This is a genomic window from Georgenia sp. H159, from assembly GCF_035607575.1.
Lineage (GTDB): Bacteria > Actinomycetota > Actinomycetes > Actinomycetales > Actinomycetaceae > Oceanitalea.
In genome coordinates this window covers 203314-218282 of sequence record NZ_JAYDZY010000007.1, presented here as the reverse complement: position 1 = coordinate 218282, position 14969 = coordinate 203314, and the positions used below count along the sequence as shown (strand labels likewise).

13 protein-coding genes and 1 pseudogene are annotated in these 14969 nt (G+C 73.2%); 9 read left to right on the top strand and 5 right to left on the bottom strand.

All coding sequences use genetic code 11. From position 1 onward, the window contains the following. Positions 1–4: 4 nt before the first annotated feature. Together VR894_RS11585 and VR894_RS11580 are read left to right on the top strand one after the other, a co-directional pair. Positions 5–856, top strand: a complete 852-nt coding sequence (locus VR894_RS11585; RefSeq protein ID WP_324651717.1) for an SDR family NAD(P)-dependent oxidoreductase — start codon at positions 5–7, stop codon at positions 854–856. 98 nt (positions 857–954) lie between these two features. Further along, a complete protein-coding gene (locus VR894_RS11580; protein ID WP_324651715.1) occupies positions 955–2604 on the top strand; it encodes a TPR end-of-group domain-containing protein in 1650 nt (549 codons plus the stop codon). Positions 2605–3323: 719 nt separating this feature from the next. Here the strand turns inward: VR894_RS11580 and VR894_RS11575 are convergent. The 3 genes and pseudogenes from VR894_RS11575 to VR894_RS11565 form a co-directional block, all read right to left on the bottom strand. Then, positions 3324–4379, bottom strand: a pseudogene (locus VR894_RS11575) (DUF222 domain-containing protein); the annotation flags it as partial. Positions 4380–4455: 76 nt separating this feature from the next. Further along, complete coding sequence (locus VR894_RS11570) at positions 4456–5346, bottom strand: hypothetical protein (RefSeq protein ID WP_324651713.1); 891 nt, start codon at positions 5344–5346, stop codon at positions 4456–4458. Positions 5347–5517: 171 nt separating this feature from the next. Next, a complete protein-coding gene (locus VR894_RS11565) occupies positions 5518–5877 on the bottom strand; it encodes an ArsC/Spx/MgsR family protein (protein ID WP_324651711.1) in 360 nt (119 codons plus the stop codon). A 128-nt stretch (positions 5878–6005) separates the two neighbouring features. On the opposite strand from VR894_RS11565, the gene VR894_RS11560 reads away from it, so the two are divergent. Together VR894_RS11560 and VR894_RS11555 are read left to right on the top strand one after the other, a co-directional pair. Beyond that, positions 6006–6476, top strand: coding sequence for an SRPBCC family protein (locus VR894_RS11560; protein WP_324651709.1), 471 nt, complete (start codon positions 6006–6008; stop codon positions 6474–6476). An 88-nt stretch (positions 6477–6564) separates the two neighbouring features. Further along, positions 6565–7944, top strand: a complete 1380-nt coding sequence (locus VR894_RS11555; protein WP_324651707.1) for an FAD-dependent oxidoreductase — start codon at positions 6565–6567, stop codon at positions 7942–7944. 46 nt (positions 7945–7990) lie between these two features. On the opposite strand, the gene VR894_RS11550 is transcribed toward VR894_RS11555, so the two are convergent. Both VR894_RS11550 and VR894_RS11545 read right to left on the bottom strand, forming a co-directional pair. Next, positions 7991–8365 (bottom strand): GntR family transcriptional regulator, encoded by a 375-nt coding sequence (locus tag VR894_RS11550; protein ID WP_324651705.1) that lies wholly within the window; start codon positions 8363–8365, stop codon positions 7991–7993. Continuing rightward, a complete protein-coding gene (locus VR894_RS11545) occupies positions 8362–9240 on the bottom strand; it encodes a hypothetical protein (RefSeq protein ID WP_324651703.1) in 879 nt (292 codons plus the stop codon). The genes VR894_RS11550 and VR894_RS11545 overlap by 4 nt, the downstream gene beginning before the upstream one ends. 300 nt (positions 9241–9540) lie before the next feature. Between VR894_RS11545 and VR894_RS11540 the strand changes: the two genes are divergently transcribed. The 5 genes from VR894_RS11540 (at position 9541) to VR894_RS11520 (ending at position 14875) form a co-directional block, all read left to right on the top strand. Further along, positions 9541–9810, top strand: a complete 270-nt coding sequence (locus tag VR894_RS11540; protein ID WP_324651701.1) for a heavy metal-associated domain-containing protein — start codon at positions 9541–9543, stop codon at positions 9808–9810. A gap of 16 nt (positions 9811–9826) precedes the next feature. Beyond that, positions 9827–9970: a hypothetical protein gene (locus VR894_RS11535; protein ID WP_324651699.1), complete on the top strand. Its 144-nt coding sequence runs from the start codon at positions 9827–9829 to the stop codon at positions 9968–9970. Then, complete coding sequence (locus VR894_RS11530; protein WP_324651697.1) at positions 9967–10734, top strand: ABC transporter ATP-binding protein; 768 nt, start codon at positions 9967–9969, stop codon at positions 10732–10734. The genes VR894_RS11535 and VR894_RS11530 overlap by 4 nt, the downstream gene beginning before the upstream one ends. A 5-nt stretch (positions 10735–10739) precedes the next feature. Beyond that, entirely contained in the window at positions 10740–13265 is a 2526-nt protein-coding gene (locus VR894_RS11525; protein ID WP_324651695.1) for an ABC transporter permease, read from the top strand. A 155-nt stretch (positions 13266–13420) separates the two neighbouring features. Next, a complete protein-coding gene (locus VR894_RS11520; protein WP_324651693.1) occupies positions 13421–14875 on the top strand; it encodes an MFS transporter in 1455 nt (484 codons plus the stop codon). The last annotated feature ends 94 nt before the right edge of the window (positions 14876–14969 follow it).

Sequence of the window (14969 nt, the reverse complement as noted above, 5' to 3'; positions counted from 1 at the left end):
GTCGATGACCACATCTGAGCCGGACCGTTCCCCTCGTCGCGTCGTCCTCATCGGCAGCGGCGACCTCGGCATCCGCGTCGGCACCGCACTCGCCGGCGCCGGGGACGACGTCACCGGTGTCCGGCGCACCATCGCTGCGCTGCCCGAGCAGATCAGGGGCGTGGGCGTCGACCTTGCCGTCGACGACGTCCCGGACCTACCGGCCGACCTGCTCGTCATCGCCCTGGCACCCGACCAGCGCGACGAGGAGGGCTACCGGCGGACCTACCTGGAGGCGATGCGCCGCGGGGTCGACGCCGTCCTGCGGAGCAGTACCCCCGGCCGATCGGTCCTCGTCTCGTCGACGGGCGTCTACGGCGACCTGCAGGGCGACCTCGACGAGGAGACCGTGCCCGAGCCGGACAGCACCCGTGCGGAGATCCTCCTCGAGGCCGAGCGACGCTTCCACGACGCGCTGCCCTCGGGGGTGGTGCTGCGGCTCAGCGGCCTCTACGGCCCCCCCGGGGGCCGGCTGGTCGACCAGGTCCGTCGCGGGGAGAACCCAGACCCCGGCCGATGGACCAACCGGATGCACCGCGACGACGCCGCGGCGGCCATCGTGCACCTCCTCACCCGGCCCGCCGCACCCGAGCGGCTGTACATCGGCACCGACGACGAGCCGAGCCCAGCGGGTGCGGTGCGCGACTTCGTCGCCGACGAGCTGGGTCTGGAACGACCTGCGCCGACCGGCACGACCGAGCCGAGCGGGCGACGGATGCTCAACGCGCGCCTGCGGGGGAGCGGCTTCCAGCTGCGGTATCCCACGTTCCGTGAGGGCTACCGCGCGCTCCTTCGCGAGGAGCCGCGCCGGCGCTGACGGAGCGGACGCTCTGCCTCCTCGACTTCCCCGTACGATGTGCTCACCACGACCCACCACAAGGCGGGGCGTGGCGCGATGAGCGACGGGATCGCGAGATGCGGCCAGCAGACGACGACGCGGCCACCGCCTCGAGCTCCAGCAGGTTTCTCCCGCTGGCAAAGGCGGCGCTGTTCGCCGCGGCCAAGGGCGGGGTCGAGGTCGCGCTGTCGGCCGTGCTGCCGGGTGTCGGGACCGTCATCGCCAAGGCGCTGGAGCCGGTGTTCGCGCGGCTCGAGGCAAGACTGGGCTTCGACCCGACGGCGTCCGAGGCGAACGCGCAGCAGGCGGCCCGCGTCCTCGAGCAGGACGGTGCGCTGCAGGTGCTGGTCGAGCAGAGCCTGGCCCCCGCCCTTGCACCGTTGCTCGACGGGCAGGCGCAGCTGAGCGAGGGTGTCCAACGGATCCTGCTGGTCCTCCAGGGCAACGACGACGCCGTCGCGGCGCTCGCCGCTGAGTTGCAGGTGACCACCGAGACGCTCACCCGTGGGGTGGACCTGTCCGAGCGGAGCCACGAGCGACTGGCCGGTGACATCGCCACCCGTGTCATCGTCGAGCTCGACCGGCGCGGTGAGGCCGACGCCGCGCGCAGGCAGGAGCGCAACCGCCGTTTCCGGGAGCACGTCTCGCGGACCCAGGCGCGCGCCGTCGAGCTGCTCACCGAGCAGCGGTTCGACCGTGCCTCGGACGAGTTGCGCGCGGGCCTGGAGCTGCTGGAGGCGCTCATCGAGGAGGACCCCGGCGACACGCAGCTGACCGTCCAGCTCGGGTACTTCTTCAAGTCCTTGGCCCAGGACTTCATCCGGCAGGGCGACCCCGCGACGGGCGAGGAGTACAACGACCGGGCGCTGGAGATCTTCGGGTTCGTCGCCTACCAGCTTCCCCACGAGGCGAAAAGCGTGCGGGAGTACACGGACGCGGTCAACGGTCTCGGCAACATCCACTATGCGCGGGGCCGGTACCGCGTCGCCGCCGACTACCACCGCCTGGCGACGACGATCGACCCGTTCTACACCTATGCCTGGCACGACCTGTTCGCCGCGCTGTACGAGCAGGCGCGATCCGGTGAGGAGGTCGACGCCGCCGGCATGCGGCACGCCCTGGACATGACCCGGCGCACCGGCGCAGGGCAACCGGGGCTGAGCTCCTCGTACCTGGACGACCTTGCCCGGCGGGTGGACGTGCTCGTCGGGCCCGTGGCGCCGCGAGCACGACCACCGACCGACGCCGCCGACGAGAGCGGGGACGAGGGACCGGACGTCGTGCTCCTGAGTGCCCGTCGTGCCGTCGAACGCTCCCCGGACGACGCCGACACGCGCCTGCGTGCCGCCCGGGTTCTCCTCGAGCGCGGACGCGCGGAGGAGGCGCTGGAGTCCTACGAAGCGGCGGCGCAGCTGAGGCCCGAGTCGTTCGAGGCGGCGGCCGGCCGCGGTGCCACATTGGTGGGACTGGGCCGGGCCACCGAGGGGCTCGCCGAGCTCGACCGGGCACTGATGCTACGGCCACGCGATGCGGAGGCGCTCTACAACCGCGCCTGCGCCAGGTCAGTGCTGGGTGACCTCGCCGGTGCGTTGCGGGATCTGGCGGAGGCGGTGATCGGTGCTCGGGGGTTCGCGGCGGTCGCGGTCACTGACCCCGATCTCGCGGCCCTCCGGGAGCACCCGGACTTCCGCCGCCGTTTCCGTGAGGTGACCGACCATCCCGGCTGACGGTCGCGGCGTGGGATGGGGAGACGGCGTCGGAGAGGCTCGCCATCGGTCGGCCGCACCTCCTCGCGCCGCATTAGCTTCCCCCTGGTCTTCCGGGAGGGCTCGACGGACACGGAAAGTCGGACCAGGACCACCGCCAGGCGGTGCAGAGCTTCTCTCGACGGCCCGTCAGAAGGGTGGGTCGGAGTCCCAGAGTGGTGGGGCGGTGGCGTAGGTGGATGGACGGATCGGGAGGGATTCTCGGCGGGTGGCCACGGTGGGTGCGGGCAGTTTCGACGGTGGCGGTGGCCGCTGGATGTTCCATGGTGCGGGTGGTGGCTGGGGCAGCGGTTCCTGGGTGCAGGGTCCGGTCTCCGGCTCGACGTCCGATCGGGCGTCGAGCCCGTCGCCGGGGGTCTCGGGTGTCGGTTGCGGTGGCCCGGCCGGTCCTGCTGGGAGTTGCGGGAGTGCCGGCGGGTGTGGGAGCCGGGTGTGGGTGGGGTGGCGCGTCGGGTGGTGCCGATGTGGGTGCCGTCGGGCAGGTGGAAGTCGAAGCCGTCGGGGAGCACGGTGATCTGCACGTTGTGTTCGTGGATGAGGTGGTGGTGGAAGGTGCAGTCGGTGATTCCTTCGTCGATGGAGGTGACCCCGCCGCGGGAGAACCAGGTGATGTGGTGGATTTCGCACCAGGAGGCGCGCAGTGTGCAGCCGGGCCACTGGCAGTGGCGGTCGCGGGTGGTGATGGCCCGGCGCAGCTCCTTGGTGTAGGTGCGCTGGGTGCGTCCGACGTCGAGTGGGACGCCGTCGGCGCTCATCACCATTCGGGTGACCTCGCTGTCGCACATGATCCGCTCGAGCTCCCGGAGCGGCACGAGGGTGCCGTCCTCGAGCTCGGCGGGTGGTACGTCCGGCAGTGGTGGGCGGTCGGTGGGGCAGGACTCGTAGCGCCGCCGCCAGGCCAGCACACCGGTCCAGGTCTCCTCGGTGACCAGGAGGGCAAGGTGGGGGCGGACCTGGGCTCCGTTGAGGTCCGAGCCGACCTGCAGGGTGCGCCCGGCCATGGTGGACAGGGCGTCGGCCATGCGTTGCTCGCGGGTGCGGTCGTCCGCGGCCGCGGGCCGGCCGGTGATGGCGTCGAGCGCGGTGCGCAGCTCCTGTCCGGCGACGGGGTCGAGGAAGAACTCACCCTTGACGCCGCCGGCGTGGTTGCGCATGGACAGCGACCGGCGTCGCCTCACGGCGTCGAACCCTTCCTGCGCGGCCTGGGCGTCGAACTGAGCGGCCCAGGCCCGGGCCTGCTTGCCCAGCTCGGGGGCGGTGAGCTTGTCGCGTGCCGCGTGCTTGACCAGCTCGTCCAGGGCACCGGCGTCGATGGCGCCCTGCACCTGCGGTGAGGCGCCGCGGCGCACCCGGTCCAGGGTCTTGGCGTGCTCGAGGTTGAGCTCGCCGCTGTCCACGGCCTGCGCGACGGCGGGCATCTGTGCCAGCCCCTCAGCCAGCTGCAGCTCGCCCAGGGCCGGGCCGCGACCGGCCCCGGTCTCCCGGGAGCGGTAGTCGGCGAAGTCGCGGTCGCGCACCGAGCCCCAGTGCCCGTCGGCGCGCTGGGCCAGCAGCACCTGGCCGCGGTAGACGGTCAGCTCATGGATGACCGCGTCCAGCCCGGCGACCACCTCCTCGCGCACCTCACGCGCCCACCCGCCGGCACCGGTCCCGGGCGTGGACTCCCTCAGCGCCAGCACGCTGCGGCGGACCTCACCGAGGAGACTGCTCGCGCGGGAGGGGGACTGCGGTGTCATGACCCCTCCCTCCTGGTCGAACGCTTGTACTAAGCGTAGCGAACGGGACCGACATCCCGCGGGGCCCTGTGGACAGCTACCCCGGCAAGGCCCCCGACACCGACTCCAGCACAGCAGGCAGCACCGTCAGCAGCACCGGCGACGCCGTGAAGACGTCACCGTCGCGTTCCACGATCCCCACGTCCTCCAGGACGAGGAGGTCGGCCCGGACGTTCTGTCGCAGCGGCTCGAACTCGTCCGGCTCCGCCACCGTCTCGGGCAGGTGCAGGCCACCGGGGCCGCAGACCGTCATCAGCGCGATGGCGGTGAAGGGTGGGGCCAGTGCGGTGGACCCCTCGTCGGTCTCCTCGAGGAATGCACCGAGCGTCGTCGCGTGGAGGACGCGGCCCGCGCTGGTGCGCTCCTCCGGTGGTGCGTCCGGCCACGCCCACGGGGCCACCATCGCTGCCGGGCGGATCTCCCCTCCCGAGACCTCGAGGTAGCCGCCTCCCGCCAGCCCCGCCACCAGGACGCTGACGGGCATGGCATCCCACGTCGTCGCGATGTCGTCGGTCGCGTGCCCGAACTGCTCCATCAGGGACACGGTGGCCTCGCCGCCCAGCCCTTCGTCCTCGGTGAACGGGTGCGCCTCGCCGATGTGCCGGAGCACGCGGTCCGCTCGCTGCATGAGCGTCGCGTCGACGAAGTAGGCGTGCTCGTCCACCGTGGCCAGGTGCGCCTCGAGTGCGTCGTCGTCGGCGGGGGTGCCGAGGAAAGCGGGGAAGGCCCCCTCGAGCTCGTCGTCGTCGATCCAGTCCTCGTCGGCCCACTCCTCGTCGTCGAGGTCGTCGCGCCACTCGCCGTCGCTGATCTCCACCCGCACGTCATGGGGCAGGTTGTTGTAGAACGTCATGAAGGCGTCGAGCGCGGCGGGGTCGGTGACGTCCACGCCCTGACTCACGGCGTAGCCGATGATGTTGTCACTCATCGACGGCTCTCCGGTCGCCCTCGCGCGCGGCGCCCGCTGGCGATGGTTCACCGGCTTACGCGGACGGCGCTTCTTCTTCGGCATGGTCATCCTCCCTGCGTCTCAGTTTTGCAGTGCACCAGGACGCGCCGGGTGGCGTATCCACAGGCACGCCGAGCCGAGTCGGAACACTCAGTGGCCTGCGAGGAACGCCGCCACCCGGTCCTTCGGGCGACCGATGATCGCGCGGTCGCCGCGCACGAGGACGGGACGCTGCATGAGCCGCGGGTGCGCGACGAGCAGGTCGGCCACCTGCTCCGGCGTCGTGTAGTCCGTGGCGGACAGGCCCTGCTCGGTGAAGAACGCGTCCTTACGAACGAGCGCGGCGGGCGGGTCCTCGAGCTTGGCGATGAGGTCGAGCAGCTGCGTGCGCTCCAGCGGCGTCCTGAGGTACTGCACGACCTCCGCGTCGACACCAGCTTCCGTGACGACGTCGACGGCGTGACGAGACGTCGAGCACCGCGGGTTGTGGAGGACGGTCAGCTCGGCCATGGCACCGAGACTACGCACCGACGATCAACGGAGTCAGCACCAGCTCACTGGGGACCGCCTGAACGCTGCACAGCAGAAGCCCTTGTGGACTCTTGCGGCCCGTCTGCCCGGCGAGGATGCTCATTGACGTGAGACCCATCGAGTTCGAGATCGAGCGCACGATACGGGCGCCGATCGAGCGGGTGTTCGCCCGCCTGGTCGACATCGAGGGGCACAACGACTGGCTGGCCGGCACGGGAAGCATGCTGAAGCGCACCCGGCAGACCACTCCCGGCGAGCCCCGGGTCGGGACGACGTTCGTCGACGAGACGAGCCAGGGCACCGTGCTGGGCGAGATCGTGGAGATGGAGGCGCCGCACACCGTCGTCTTCCACTGGTGGGACAAGTCGAGGTCGGGCCGGCTCAAGTTCGAGGGCTGGCCGAGCTACCGCCTCGAGCCCATCGGGGACGACGAGACGCTGGTCCGCCATCGCGGCAAGCTGGAGTCCTACGGCGTGTGGCGCCTGGGCACACCCGTCTGGCGGCGGTTCGCCGTCAAGGAACGCACCACCACGGTCGACGCTCTCAAGGCCTCCTTCGAGCAGGCTCCCCACCCCTAGTCGTGAGCTCCTCGTCGGCCGGCGGGCAGGACGCCGTCGGCATGGCCTCTCGTGCCGACGTCACCGGTGCTGTGGGAAGGTCGGGGCCATGACGCACAGGATCGTGGTGGTCGGCGCCGACGCTGCCGGGATGTCGGCGGCGCACCAGGCACTGCGGGCAGCGCGGCGGGCCGGCCGGGACGTGTCGGTGGTGGCCTTCGAGGCGACGTCGCACACCTCGTACAGCGCGTGCGGGCTGCCCTACTGGGCGGCCGGGCACGTGGACTCGCAGGACGCCCTCGTCGCACGGACTCCCGAGCAACACCGTGCAGCCGGCATCGACCTGCGGATGGGGACCCGGGTGACCGCCGTCGACCTCGATGCGCGGACCGTGACGGCGGAGGGCCCCGACGGCGTCGAGGAGCTCGGCTACGACGACCTCGTCATCGCCACGGGCGCTGCACCGGTCGTGCCGGAGTGGGCCCGGGGACAGGACGGCACCCCGCTGCCGGGGACCGGGCCGGTGTCCACGCTCGACGACGGGTGCAGGTGGGTGGACCGCTTGGCGACGGGCGCTGACGTGGTCGTGGCCGGCGGCGGCTACATCGGCCTGGAGATGGTCGAGGCGGCGCTGGCGCGCGGGCACCGGTGCACGCTCCTGACCCGGGGCCGGTTCATGCACACGCTCGACCCCGAGATGGCGCAGCGGATCGTCGATGCCATGCGCGCGGCAGGGGTCGACGTCCGTGAGGGAGCCGAGGTCGTCGGACTGGACGTCGAGGCCGGACGTGTCACCGGAGCGCGGACCGCCGACGGGCGGCACGTGTCGGGTGACCTGGTGGTGCTCGCGTTGGGCCTCTCGCCCCGTACCGAGCTGGTCTCCGGGCAGCTGGCACTGGGCCGGCACCGTGGTTTGCTGCCGGACGCCCGCGGCCGGGTCGATGCCGCGCGTGGTGTGTGGGCCGCCGGCGACTGCTGCGAGGTGCACCACCGCCTGCTGGACGAGCCGCGCTTCCTGCCGCTCGGCACGCACGCCAACAAGCTCGGTCGCGCGCTGGGGGACAACCTCGGCGACCCGGACAGCCGGCTCACCTTCGACGGCGCCCTCGGCACCGCGATCACCCGCTTCGTCGGGGGTGACCAGTACCTCGAGATCGCGATGACCGGCCTCACCGAGGAGGTCGCGGTCGAGGCGGGGCTGGACGTGCTCGCCGCCACCCTCGAGGGCACCACGGCCTCGGGCTACATGCCCGAGGCCGAGCCGGTCGCCATCAAGGTCGTCGCCGAACGCGGCACACGGCGCTTGCTCGGCGTGCAGATCGTGGGAGGCCACGGTGCGGGCAAGCGCATCGACGCGGCCGCCGCCACGCTCTGGTTCGGTGGGACCGTCGACGACCTCGCGTGGATGGACCTCGCCTACGCGCCCCCGTTCGCCACCGCGTGGGAGGTCCTCTCGGTCGCCGCCCGGCGCGTCGCCGAGCGCCGGTGAGACGCTGGGCTCGACCGGCAGTGGTCGCGGCAGCCGGGAGTCGGAGTCACAGGGGCAGCTGTCGCCCCAGGGCGACGACGACCTCCTCGTCGGTGAACCCCAGGCCCCGGGCGCGGGCGACGAACTCCTCCGCCATGCCCGCGAGCAGCTGACGCCGGTCCGTGGCCGGTGTGCGTCCGCTCGCGGCCACGCGGGTCCCTCCGCCGCGTCGGGAGGTGAGCAGCCCGTCCTGCTCGAGCTCGCGGTACGTGCGCGCGACCGTCCCGACGGCGACCCCCAGGTCACCGGCGAGCTGGCGCAGGGGAGGGAGGCGGTCGCCCGGGCCGAGCCGGCCCGCCGCGATGAGGTCCGCCAGCTGGCGCCGCAGCTGCGCGTACGGCGGGGTGGGGTCGTCCGGGTCGAGGGCGAGGACAAGGGTCACCGTGACCCCGCCGGCAGCGCGGGTGAGGAGGCCCGGAGCGCTCCGGGGGCGACGACGCGCCCCAGGAACCAGCCGAGCAGGACGAGGGCAACGGGCACGGTCGCCACGAGCGCCCAGCCGACGGGGTCCATCCAGGGGCGTTGGCAGTCCATCCGGAGCAACGCCGTACCGGCGAAGAAGGCGATGCCCAGGTGGCTGGCGGCCACTGCTGCGCCGGCCGCGGCCAGGATGCGCGTCGATGACCGGCGGCGAAGGACGTCGTCCCCCACGTCGTCGGGGGCGAAACCGCGGGGCCGACGGGCGACGGCCACGAGTGCCGCCACGGTGGCCAGCCCGATGACCAGGAGCAGCAGCGTGAGTGGGACGGAGTAGAAGCTGCCCGGGTACGGGCCGGCGCCGCTGCTGGTGTCGCCACAGTGCGCGGCGATCTGCCGGCCGGTGCGTCCCATGTCGTCGGGGGAGGCTGTCGCCGTGGTCAGCCCCAGGGTGGCGAGGTGCACCACCGCGATCACGGCGACGGCGGTGGTCAGGGTGCGCGGCAGGTAGTCGGCCACCCGCCGGGGTGCGAGCGAGGCTGTCCGGGCGCCGGTCGGCCGCTGCGGTCGCACCACGGTCTCGGCGAGTCCCACCCCCGCGACGACGAACAGACCGAGCACCGCGGGCACCAGCATCGTGCCCCGGCCGAGGTCGAGACCGGCGTCGACCAGCCACGCCGCCACGACGCCGACGACGAGGGCCGCACCCCACGTCACGCGCACCCACCACCACTCGTGGCGCGTGTCGACGCGCCCGCGGGTGAAGGACTGTGCGGCGAGCGCCACCACCGTGAGCAGCAGCGGTCCACCGACCAGGACGAGAAGGACGGGCAGCGCCATGGGGACCCCACATCGTTTGTGTCACACAGTTGTGACAAGACGAGGGTGGCCCATGTCGTCTCTTGTGTCAAGTACATGGTACAAGCGGCATCCGGTGGCGACCGGGCGGCCCCTCGATCGGTCCGTCACCGGGAGAGCGTCCTTGATCGCTCCCGCGTCACTGTCGAGGAGCGACCGCTCGCGCTCCGACGTGTCGGGCACGGTGGCCGACCGAGGAACAGCGCGCTCGGGCGTGCCGGACCCGGCGACGAACCCGGTGGTTTCACCGGCGCGATCGAGGGCGGTCGCGGAGGAGTCTCGGTGGCGTACCAACCACCCAGGGAGAGCGACCCACCGATGATGCGCGACACGCCCCGCACGTTCGTCGGGACCACCAGCTTCCGGGTGGGCGGGATGACCGGCCAGGACTCCGCCGACGCGATGGCCGCCGTCATCGCCGGCCTGCCCGGAATCGCCGGCGTCTCCTTCGACCCGGGCGCCGGGAGCGTCGTCATCACCACCGACCGTCCCCTCGAGCGAGGCGACGTCGCCGCCGCACTCGAGGGAGCCGGCCTCACCCTGCACGACTAGCACCGAGGACACCGCCATGTACACCTGGCTCGACCTGCACCACCAGGACGCCCGCGAGCTCATGGAGCGCGCCGGGACCGACCGCGCCCGCCGGGTTGCCGCCCGTCGCCCCCGCACCTCGTCCATCTACCGCCCGACCCGCCGAGAGGAACACCGATGAGCACCCTGACAAGGCCCGACGTCGTCCGCACAGCCGTGGCCGTCGAGGCCCGCGCCGTCGTCAAGACCTACGGGCACGGCGCGACCGAGGTCCGCGCCCTCGACGCCGCTGACGTCACCATCCCCGCAGGCCGGTTCACCGCCGTCATGGGACCGTCCGGTTCCGGAAAGTCCACCCTGATGCACGCTCTCGCCGGGCTCGACACCATCGACTCCGGCCAGGTCCTCCTCGGCGGCACCGACCTCACCACGCTCAGCGAGGAGCAGCGCACCGTGCTGCGTCGGGAGCGGATCGGCTTCGTGTTCCAGGCCTTCAACCTGGTCCCGTCCCTGACCGCCGCGGAGAACATCGCCCTGCCCCTCACGCTCGCCGGCCGGAAGCCGGACCCGGAGTGGATGGCCAAGCTGGTCGACGTCGTCGGGCTCGCCGACCGCCTCACCCACCGGCCCGCCGAGCTCTCCGGCGGGCAGCAGCAGCGCGTCGCCGTCGCCCGGGCGCTGATCGCCAGGCCGGACATCGTCTTCGCGGACGAGCCCACCGGTAACCTCGACTCGAGGGCAGGCGAGGCGGTGCTCGGCTTCCTGGGCTACGCCGCCCGGGACCTCAGGCAGACGGTCGTCATGGTCACCCACGACCCCTCCGCCGCCGCCCACGCCGACCGCGTCGTCTTCCTCGCCGACGGCCGCATCGTCGAGGAGCTCAGCGAGCCGACCACCGCCGCCGTCCTCGCCACGATGGCGCGCCTGACCACCGGGGAGGTCTGACCGACATGTGGCACCTGACCCTTGCCCAGATCCGCGCCCACCGCTCCCGGTTCGCGCTCACGCTCATCGCCGTCGTCCTCGGCGTCACCTTCGTCGCCGGCAGCCTCGTGCTGACCGACACCTCCCAGAAGCTCTTCGAGGACCAGTTCCGCACCGCCTCGGCGGGTGTCGACCTCACCGTCCGGGACGCCGCAGCCTTCGACTCCGCGATGGGCGTCGAGGTCGAGCGCGACCCGCTGCCGGGCGACCTGGTCGAGCGCGTCCGTGCTGTCGACGGGGTGGCCGAGGCCGCTGCCTCCGCTGCCGGGAGGGGCCTGCTGGAGCTCGACGGTGAGCCGCTCGTCCCGGCCGGGTCCTCGCTCCTGTCCTCCTGGTCACCGGCGCCGTTCGGTGCCTTCGAGATTCGCGACGGTCGCGAGCCGACGGCGGACGGAGAGGTCGTCCTCGATGTCGCCACCGCCGAGACCTATGGCATCGGCATCGGCGACGAGGTCACCGTCAAGGCCGACACCACCGGGACCTTCACCGTGGTCGGCCTCGCGGGGTTCGGCAGCGAGGACGGGCTGGCCGACACCACCATGGCGCTCGTCCCCCTGCCCACCGCCCAGCGGCTGCTGGACCTGGGCGACCAGGTCACCCAGGTCCAGGCCGTCGCGGCCGACGGGGTGACGCCCACCGAGCTGCAGAGCGTGGTGGGGGAGGAGCTCGGAGCCGAGTACGACGTCGCCACGTCCCAGGACACGGTGGCCGCCGGCGCAGCGGCCGCCGCGTCGAAGCTGTCGATGATCCGCGTGATGCTCCTGTCGATGGCGGGGGCTGCGCTGCTGGTCGGCGGTTTCCTCATCGCCAACACCTTCGCGATCGTCATCTCCCAGCGCTCGCGCGAGCTGGCCCTGCTGCGGGCCGCCGGCGCCACCGCCCGGCAGCTGCGCCGCTCCGTCCTGGGGGAGGCAGCCGTGGTCGGTGCCGTCGGTGCTCTGCTCGGCACCGGGGTCGGGGTCATCGCCGGGTACGGCCTGCGCGGCGTGGCCCGGACCTTCGGGGTCGCCCTGCCCGACGGCGGCCTGGTCGTCTCGCCACGGACCCTGCTGGTCTCCCTCGGTATCGGCGTGGTCGTGACCGTGCTGTCCGCGGCCGGGCCGGCCCGCAAGGCCGCCCGGGTCGCTCCGGTGGAGGCCATGCGGGAGATCGGCGCCGTCCCGCCGTCCCGCCGCCGCACCGTGCTGGGCTGGCTCGCGGCCGTGGTCGCCGTCGGCGCCGTCGGGTCCGCCGTCGTCGGTGCGGATGTGCTGGTCGTGGCGACCGGTGCGGTGGCCGCGCTCGTCGCGCTGACGCTCCTGGGGCCGGTGCTGGCGCCCCGGCTGGTCCGGCTGCTCGGTCGCCCGCTCGACGCGGCCGGCATGACCGGCCGCCTGGCCCGGGAGTCCGCCGCCCGTGCCCCGCGCCGCACCGCGGCGACGATGACGGCGCTGGCGATCGGGCTGACGCTCATCACTTTCATGACGATCCTCGGCCAGTCCGTGAAGGCCATGACGGCCACCAGCTACCAGGAGGTCATCACCGCCGACCTCGTGGTCGAGAGCGCTCGCGCCGAGATGCTGGGCGGGCTGTCGCACGACGTCCACCACGCCGTCGAGGACGTGCCGGAGGTCGCCGTCGTCTCCCGGGTGCGGTACGGCCACTGGAAGGACGCCGGCGCCACGAGCGCCCTGACGGCCATCGACCCGGCCACCATCGGGCAGGTCGCCGACCTTGACATGGTCACTGGGTCGCTCGACGCCCTCACCGACGGCGGCATCGTCGTCGGTGCGGAGAAGGCCGCCGAGCGCGGGATCGGTGTCGGTGACACCCTCACCGCGACCTTCTCCCGGACCGGCGACCAGGACCTCGAGGTCGTCGGGCTGGTCGATGACGGGGACGTCCAGGCGTTGGCCACCGGGTACCTCATCTCGATGGACACCTACGCCGAGCACTTCACCGAGGACGTCGACGCCTCCCTCCTCGTCGGGCTGGCGGAGGGCGTGGACGCCGCGACCGGTGAGGCGGCCGTGGCGGAGGCGGTCGCGGAGTTCCAGACCGCTGCCGTGCGCGACCTGTCCGCCGCCGTCGCGGCCCGGGCGGGCGCGGTCGACCAGGTCCTCGGGATGGTCACGGTCCTGCTGCTGCTCGCCGTCGCGATCGCGCTCCTCGGCATCACCAACACCCTGGCGCTCTCGATCGTCGAGCGGACCCGGGAGATCGGGCTGCTGCGCGCGGTCGGCATGACCCGCGCGCAGGTGCGCTGGATGGTCCGCTGGGAGGCCGCGCTCGTGGCGGCACTGGCCGTCCTCGTCGGCGTCGGGCTCGGCGCGGGCCTCGGGGCCGCGACAGTCCGAGCGCTGTCCGGGGCCGAGCCGGTGCCGGTGGAGCTGCCGGTGGACCGGCTGCTGCTGATGGTCGCGCTGACCACGGTGGCCGGGCTGCTCGCGGGGATGCTGCCCGCGCGACGGGCCGCGCGGCTCGACGTGCTGCAGGCGGTGGCGGCCCGGTAGGGCAGTGCGGACGGCCGGGCGCCCAGCACGGCGCCCGGCCGTCCGCGCGCGTCCGCCACTCGTTCTTGCCGGGGTCGTACCCGGTGGTTTCACCGGCGCAAACGCGCGAGCGGCCGCGGCACGCTGCGTTCCACCAACCAGACAAGGAGCCCGTCATGACCAGCACCCCTGCTCGACCCGACACCCCGCCGGCAGCGGTCCGCCAGAGCCCGGTGGCGCCCACCCGGCGGACCGCTCCCGGCGGTGCCCGGCGCCGCCGCGCCGCCCTCGCCCTCCTCGTGTCGGCGCAGTTCGTCGTCATGCTCGACACCTCGATCGTCAACGTCGCCCTCCCCTCGATCCAGGACGAGCTCGGCCTGAGCCCGGCCGGCCTGTCCTGGGTGGTCAACGCATACGTCCTGGCGTTCGGGAGTCTGCTGCTGCTCGCCGGGCGGGCGGCCGACGTCGTCGGACGGCGCCGGATGTTCGTCGTCGGGGCGGCCGTCTTCACACTCGGCACCCTCCTGGCCGGCACCGCCGGGAACGAGGGTGTGCTCGTCACGGCGCGCGTGGTCCAGGGAGCTGGAGCCGCTGCCCTCAGCCCCGCCGCCATGTCCCTCCTGCTGGCCATGTCCCCGGGGCCCGCACGCGCCCGGGCGATGAGCGCCTGGGGTGCCGCGTCCACTCTCGGTGGCGCCACCGGCGTGCTGGCCGGCGGGCTGCTGACCGGGACGCTGGGCTGGACGTGGGTGTTCTTCGCGACCGTGCCGGTCTCCCTCGCCATGATCGGCGGGGCCCGTCGTCTGCTCGACGACGCGGGTGCCCGCCACCGCCGGCGCTTCGACGCGCTCGGCGCGGCCACGATCACCGCGGCCGTGCTCGTCCTCATCCACGCCGCGCTGGCCGTCCCGGAGCACGGGTGGGCCTCACCGTCCGTGCTCGGCGGCGCGGCCCTCGCCGGGCTGCTCCTCATCGCGTTCACCCGGGTGGAGCGCCGGGTCGCCGACCCGCTGGTCCCGCTGGACCTGTTCCGGGCCCGACGGGTCGGTGCGGGCGTCGCCCTGGCCGTGCTGGGCGGCGCGGCGCGTGCCTCCACGTTCGTGCTCATCGCGCTCTACCTCCAGCAGGCCCTGCACATGGCGCCGCAGACGGCCGGGTTGGCGATGGTGCCCACGTCGCTCGCCGGGTTCGTCGCCTCGGTGAGTCTCCTTCCGCGCGTGCTGCGGAGGTTCGGGCCGGAGCGCAGCATGGTGATCGGTCTGGTGGTCCTCGCGACGGGCCACCTGTGGATCGCCCGCGGCCCGTCCTCCGCGCTGTACCTTCTCGACGTCCTGCCCGGCCTGCTGCTCGTCGCCGTGGGCGTGGCGCTGAGCTTCACCCCCACGACCATGGTCGTCGTCGGCGCCATCCCGGCAGAACGGGCGGGACTGGCGTCGGGGTTGGCGAGCTCGAGCACGCAGGTCGGCGCTGCCGTCGGCGTTGCGGCGTTCACCGCCGTCGCCGCAGCCGTGAGCGGGGGCGCGGGCCACGTGGTGTCACACGACGGGTTCGCGGCAGCGTTCGTCGCGGCCGCCGTCGTCGCGGTCGCCACGGCTGCCCTGGGCGCGTGGACCCTCGTGCGACAGGGGTAAGAGGCACGACGCCGCCCGGGTGGTCACCACCGGGCCGGGCCTGGCGACGGCTGCGCAGCGAACGACCCCTGGTGAGGGCACCGGCGCCGTAGAG

Coding starts and splice junctions, on each gene's coding strand:
- VR894_RS11585 (WP_324651717.1), top strand. CDS start 5: ATGACCACATCTGAGCCGGACCGTTCCCCTCGTCGCGTCGTCCTCATC.
- VR894_RS11580 (WP_324651715.1), top strand. CDS start 955: ATGCGGCCAGCAGACGACGACGCGGCCACCGCCTCGAGCTCCAGCAGG.
- VR894_RS11570 (WP_324651713.1), bottom strand. CDS start 5,346: ATGAGTGACAACATCATCGGCTACGCCGTGAGTCAGGGCGTGGACGTC.
- VR894_RS11565 (WP_324651711.1), bottom strand. CDS start 5,877: ATGGCCGAGCTGACCGTCCTCCACAACCCGCGGTGCTCGACGTCTCGT.
- VR894_RS11555 (WP_324651707.1), top strand. CDS start 6,565: ATGACGCACAGGATCGTGGTGGTCGGCGCCGACGCTGCCGGGATGTCG.
- VR894_RS11545 (WP_324651703.1), bottom strand. CDS start 9,240: ATGGCGCTGCCCGTCCTTCTCGTCCTGGTCGGTGGACCGCTGCTGCTC.
- VR894_RS11535 (WP_324651699.1), top strand. CDS start 9,827: ATGTACACCTGGCTCGACCTGCACCACCAGGACGCCCGCGAGCTCATG.
- VR894_RS11530 (WP_324651697.1), top strand. CDS start 9,967: ATGAGCACCCTGACAAGGCCCGACGTCGTCCGCACAGCCGTGGCCGTC.
- VR894_RS11525 (WP_324651695.1), top strand. CDS start 10,740: ATGTGGCACCTGACCCTTGCCCAGATCCGCGCCCACCGCTCCCGGTTC.
- VR894_RS11520 (WP_324651693.1), top strand. CDS start 13,421: ATGACCAGCACCCCTGCTCGACCCGACACCCCGCCGGCAGCGGTCCGC.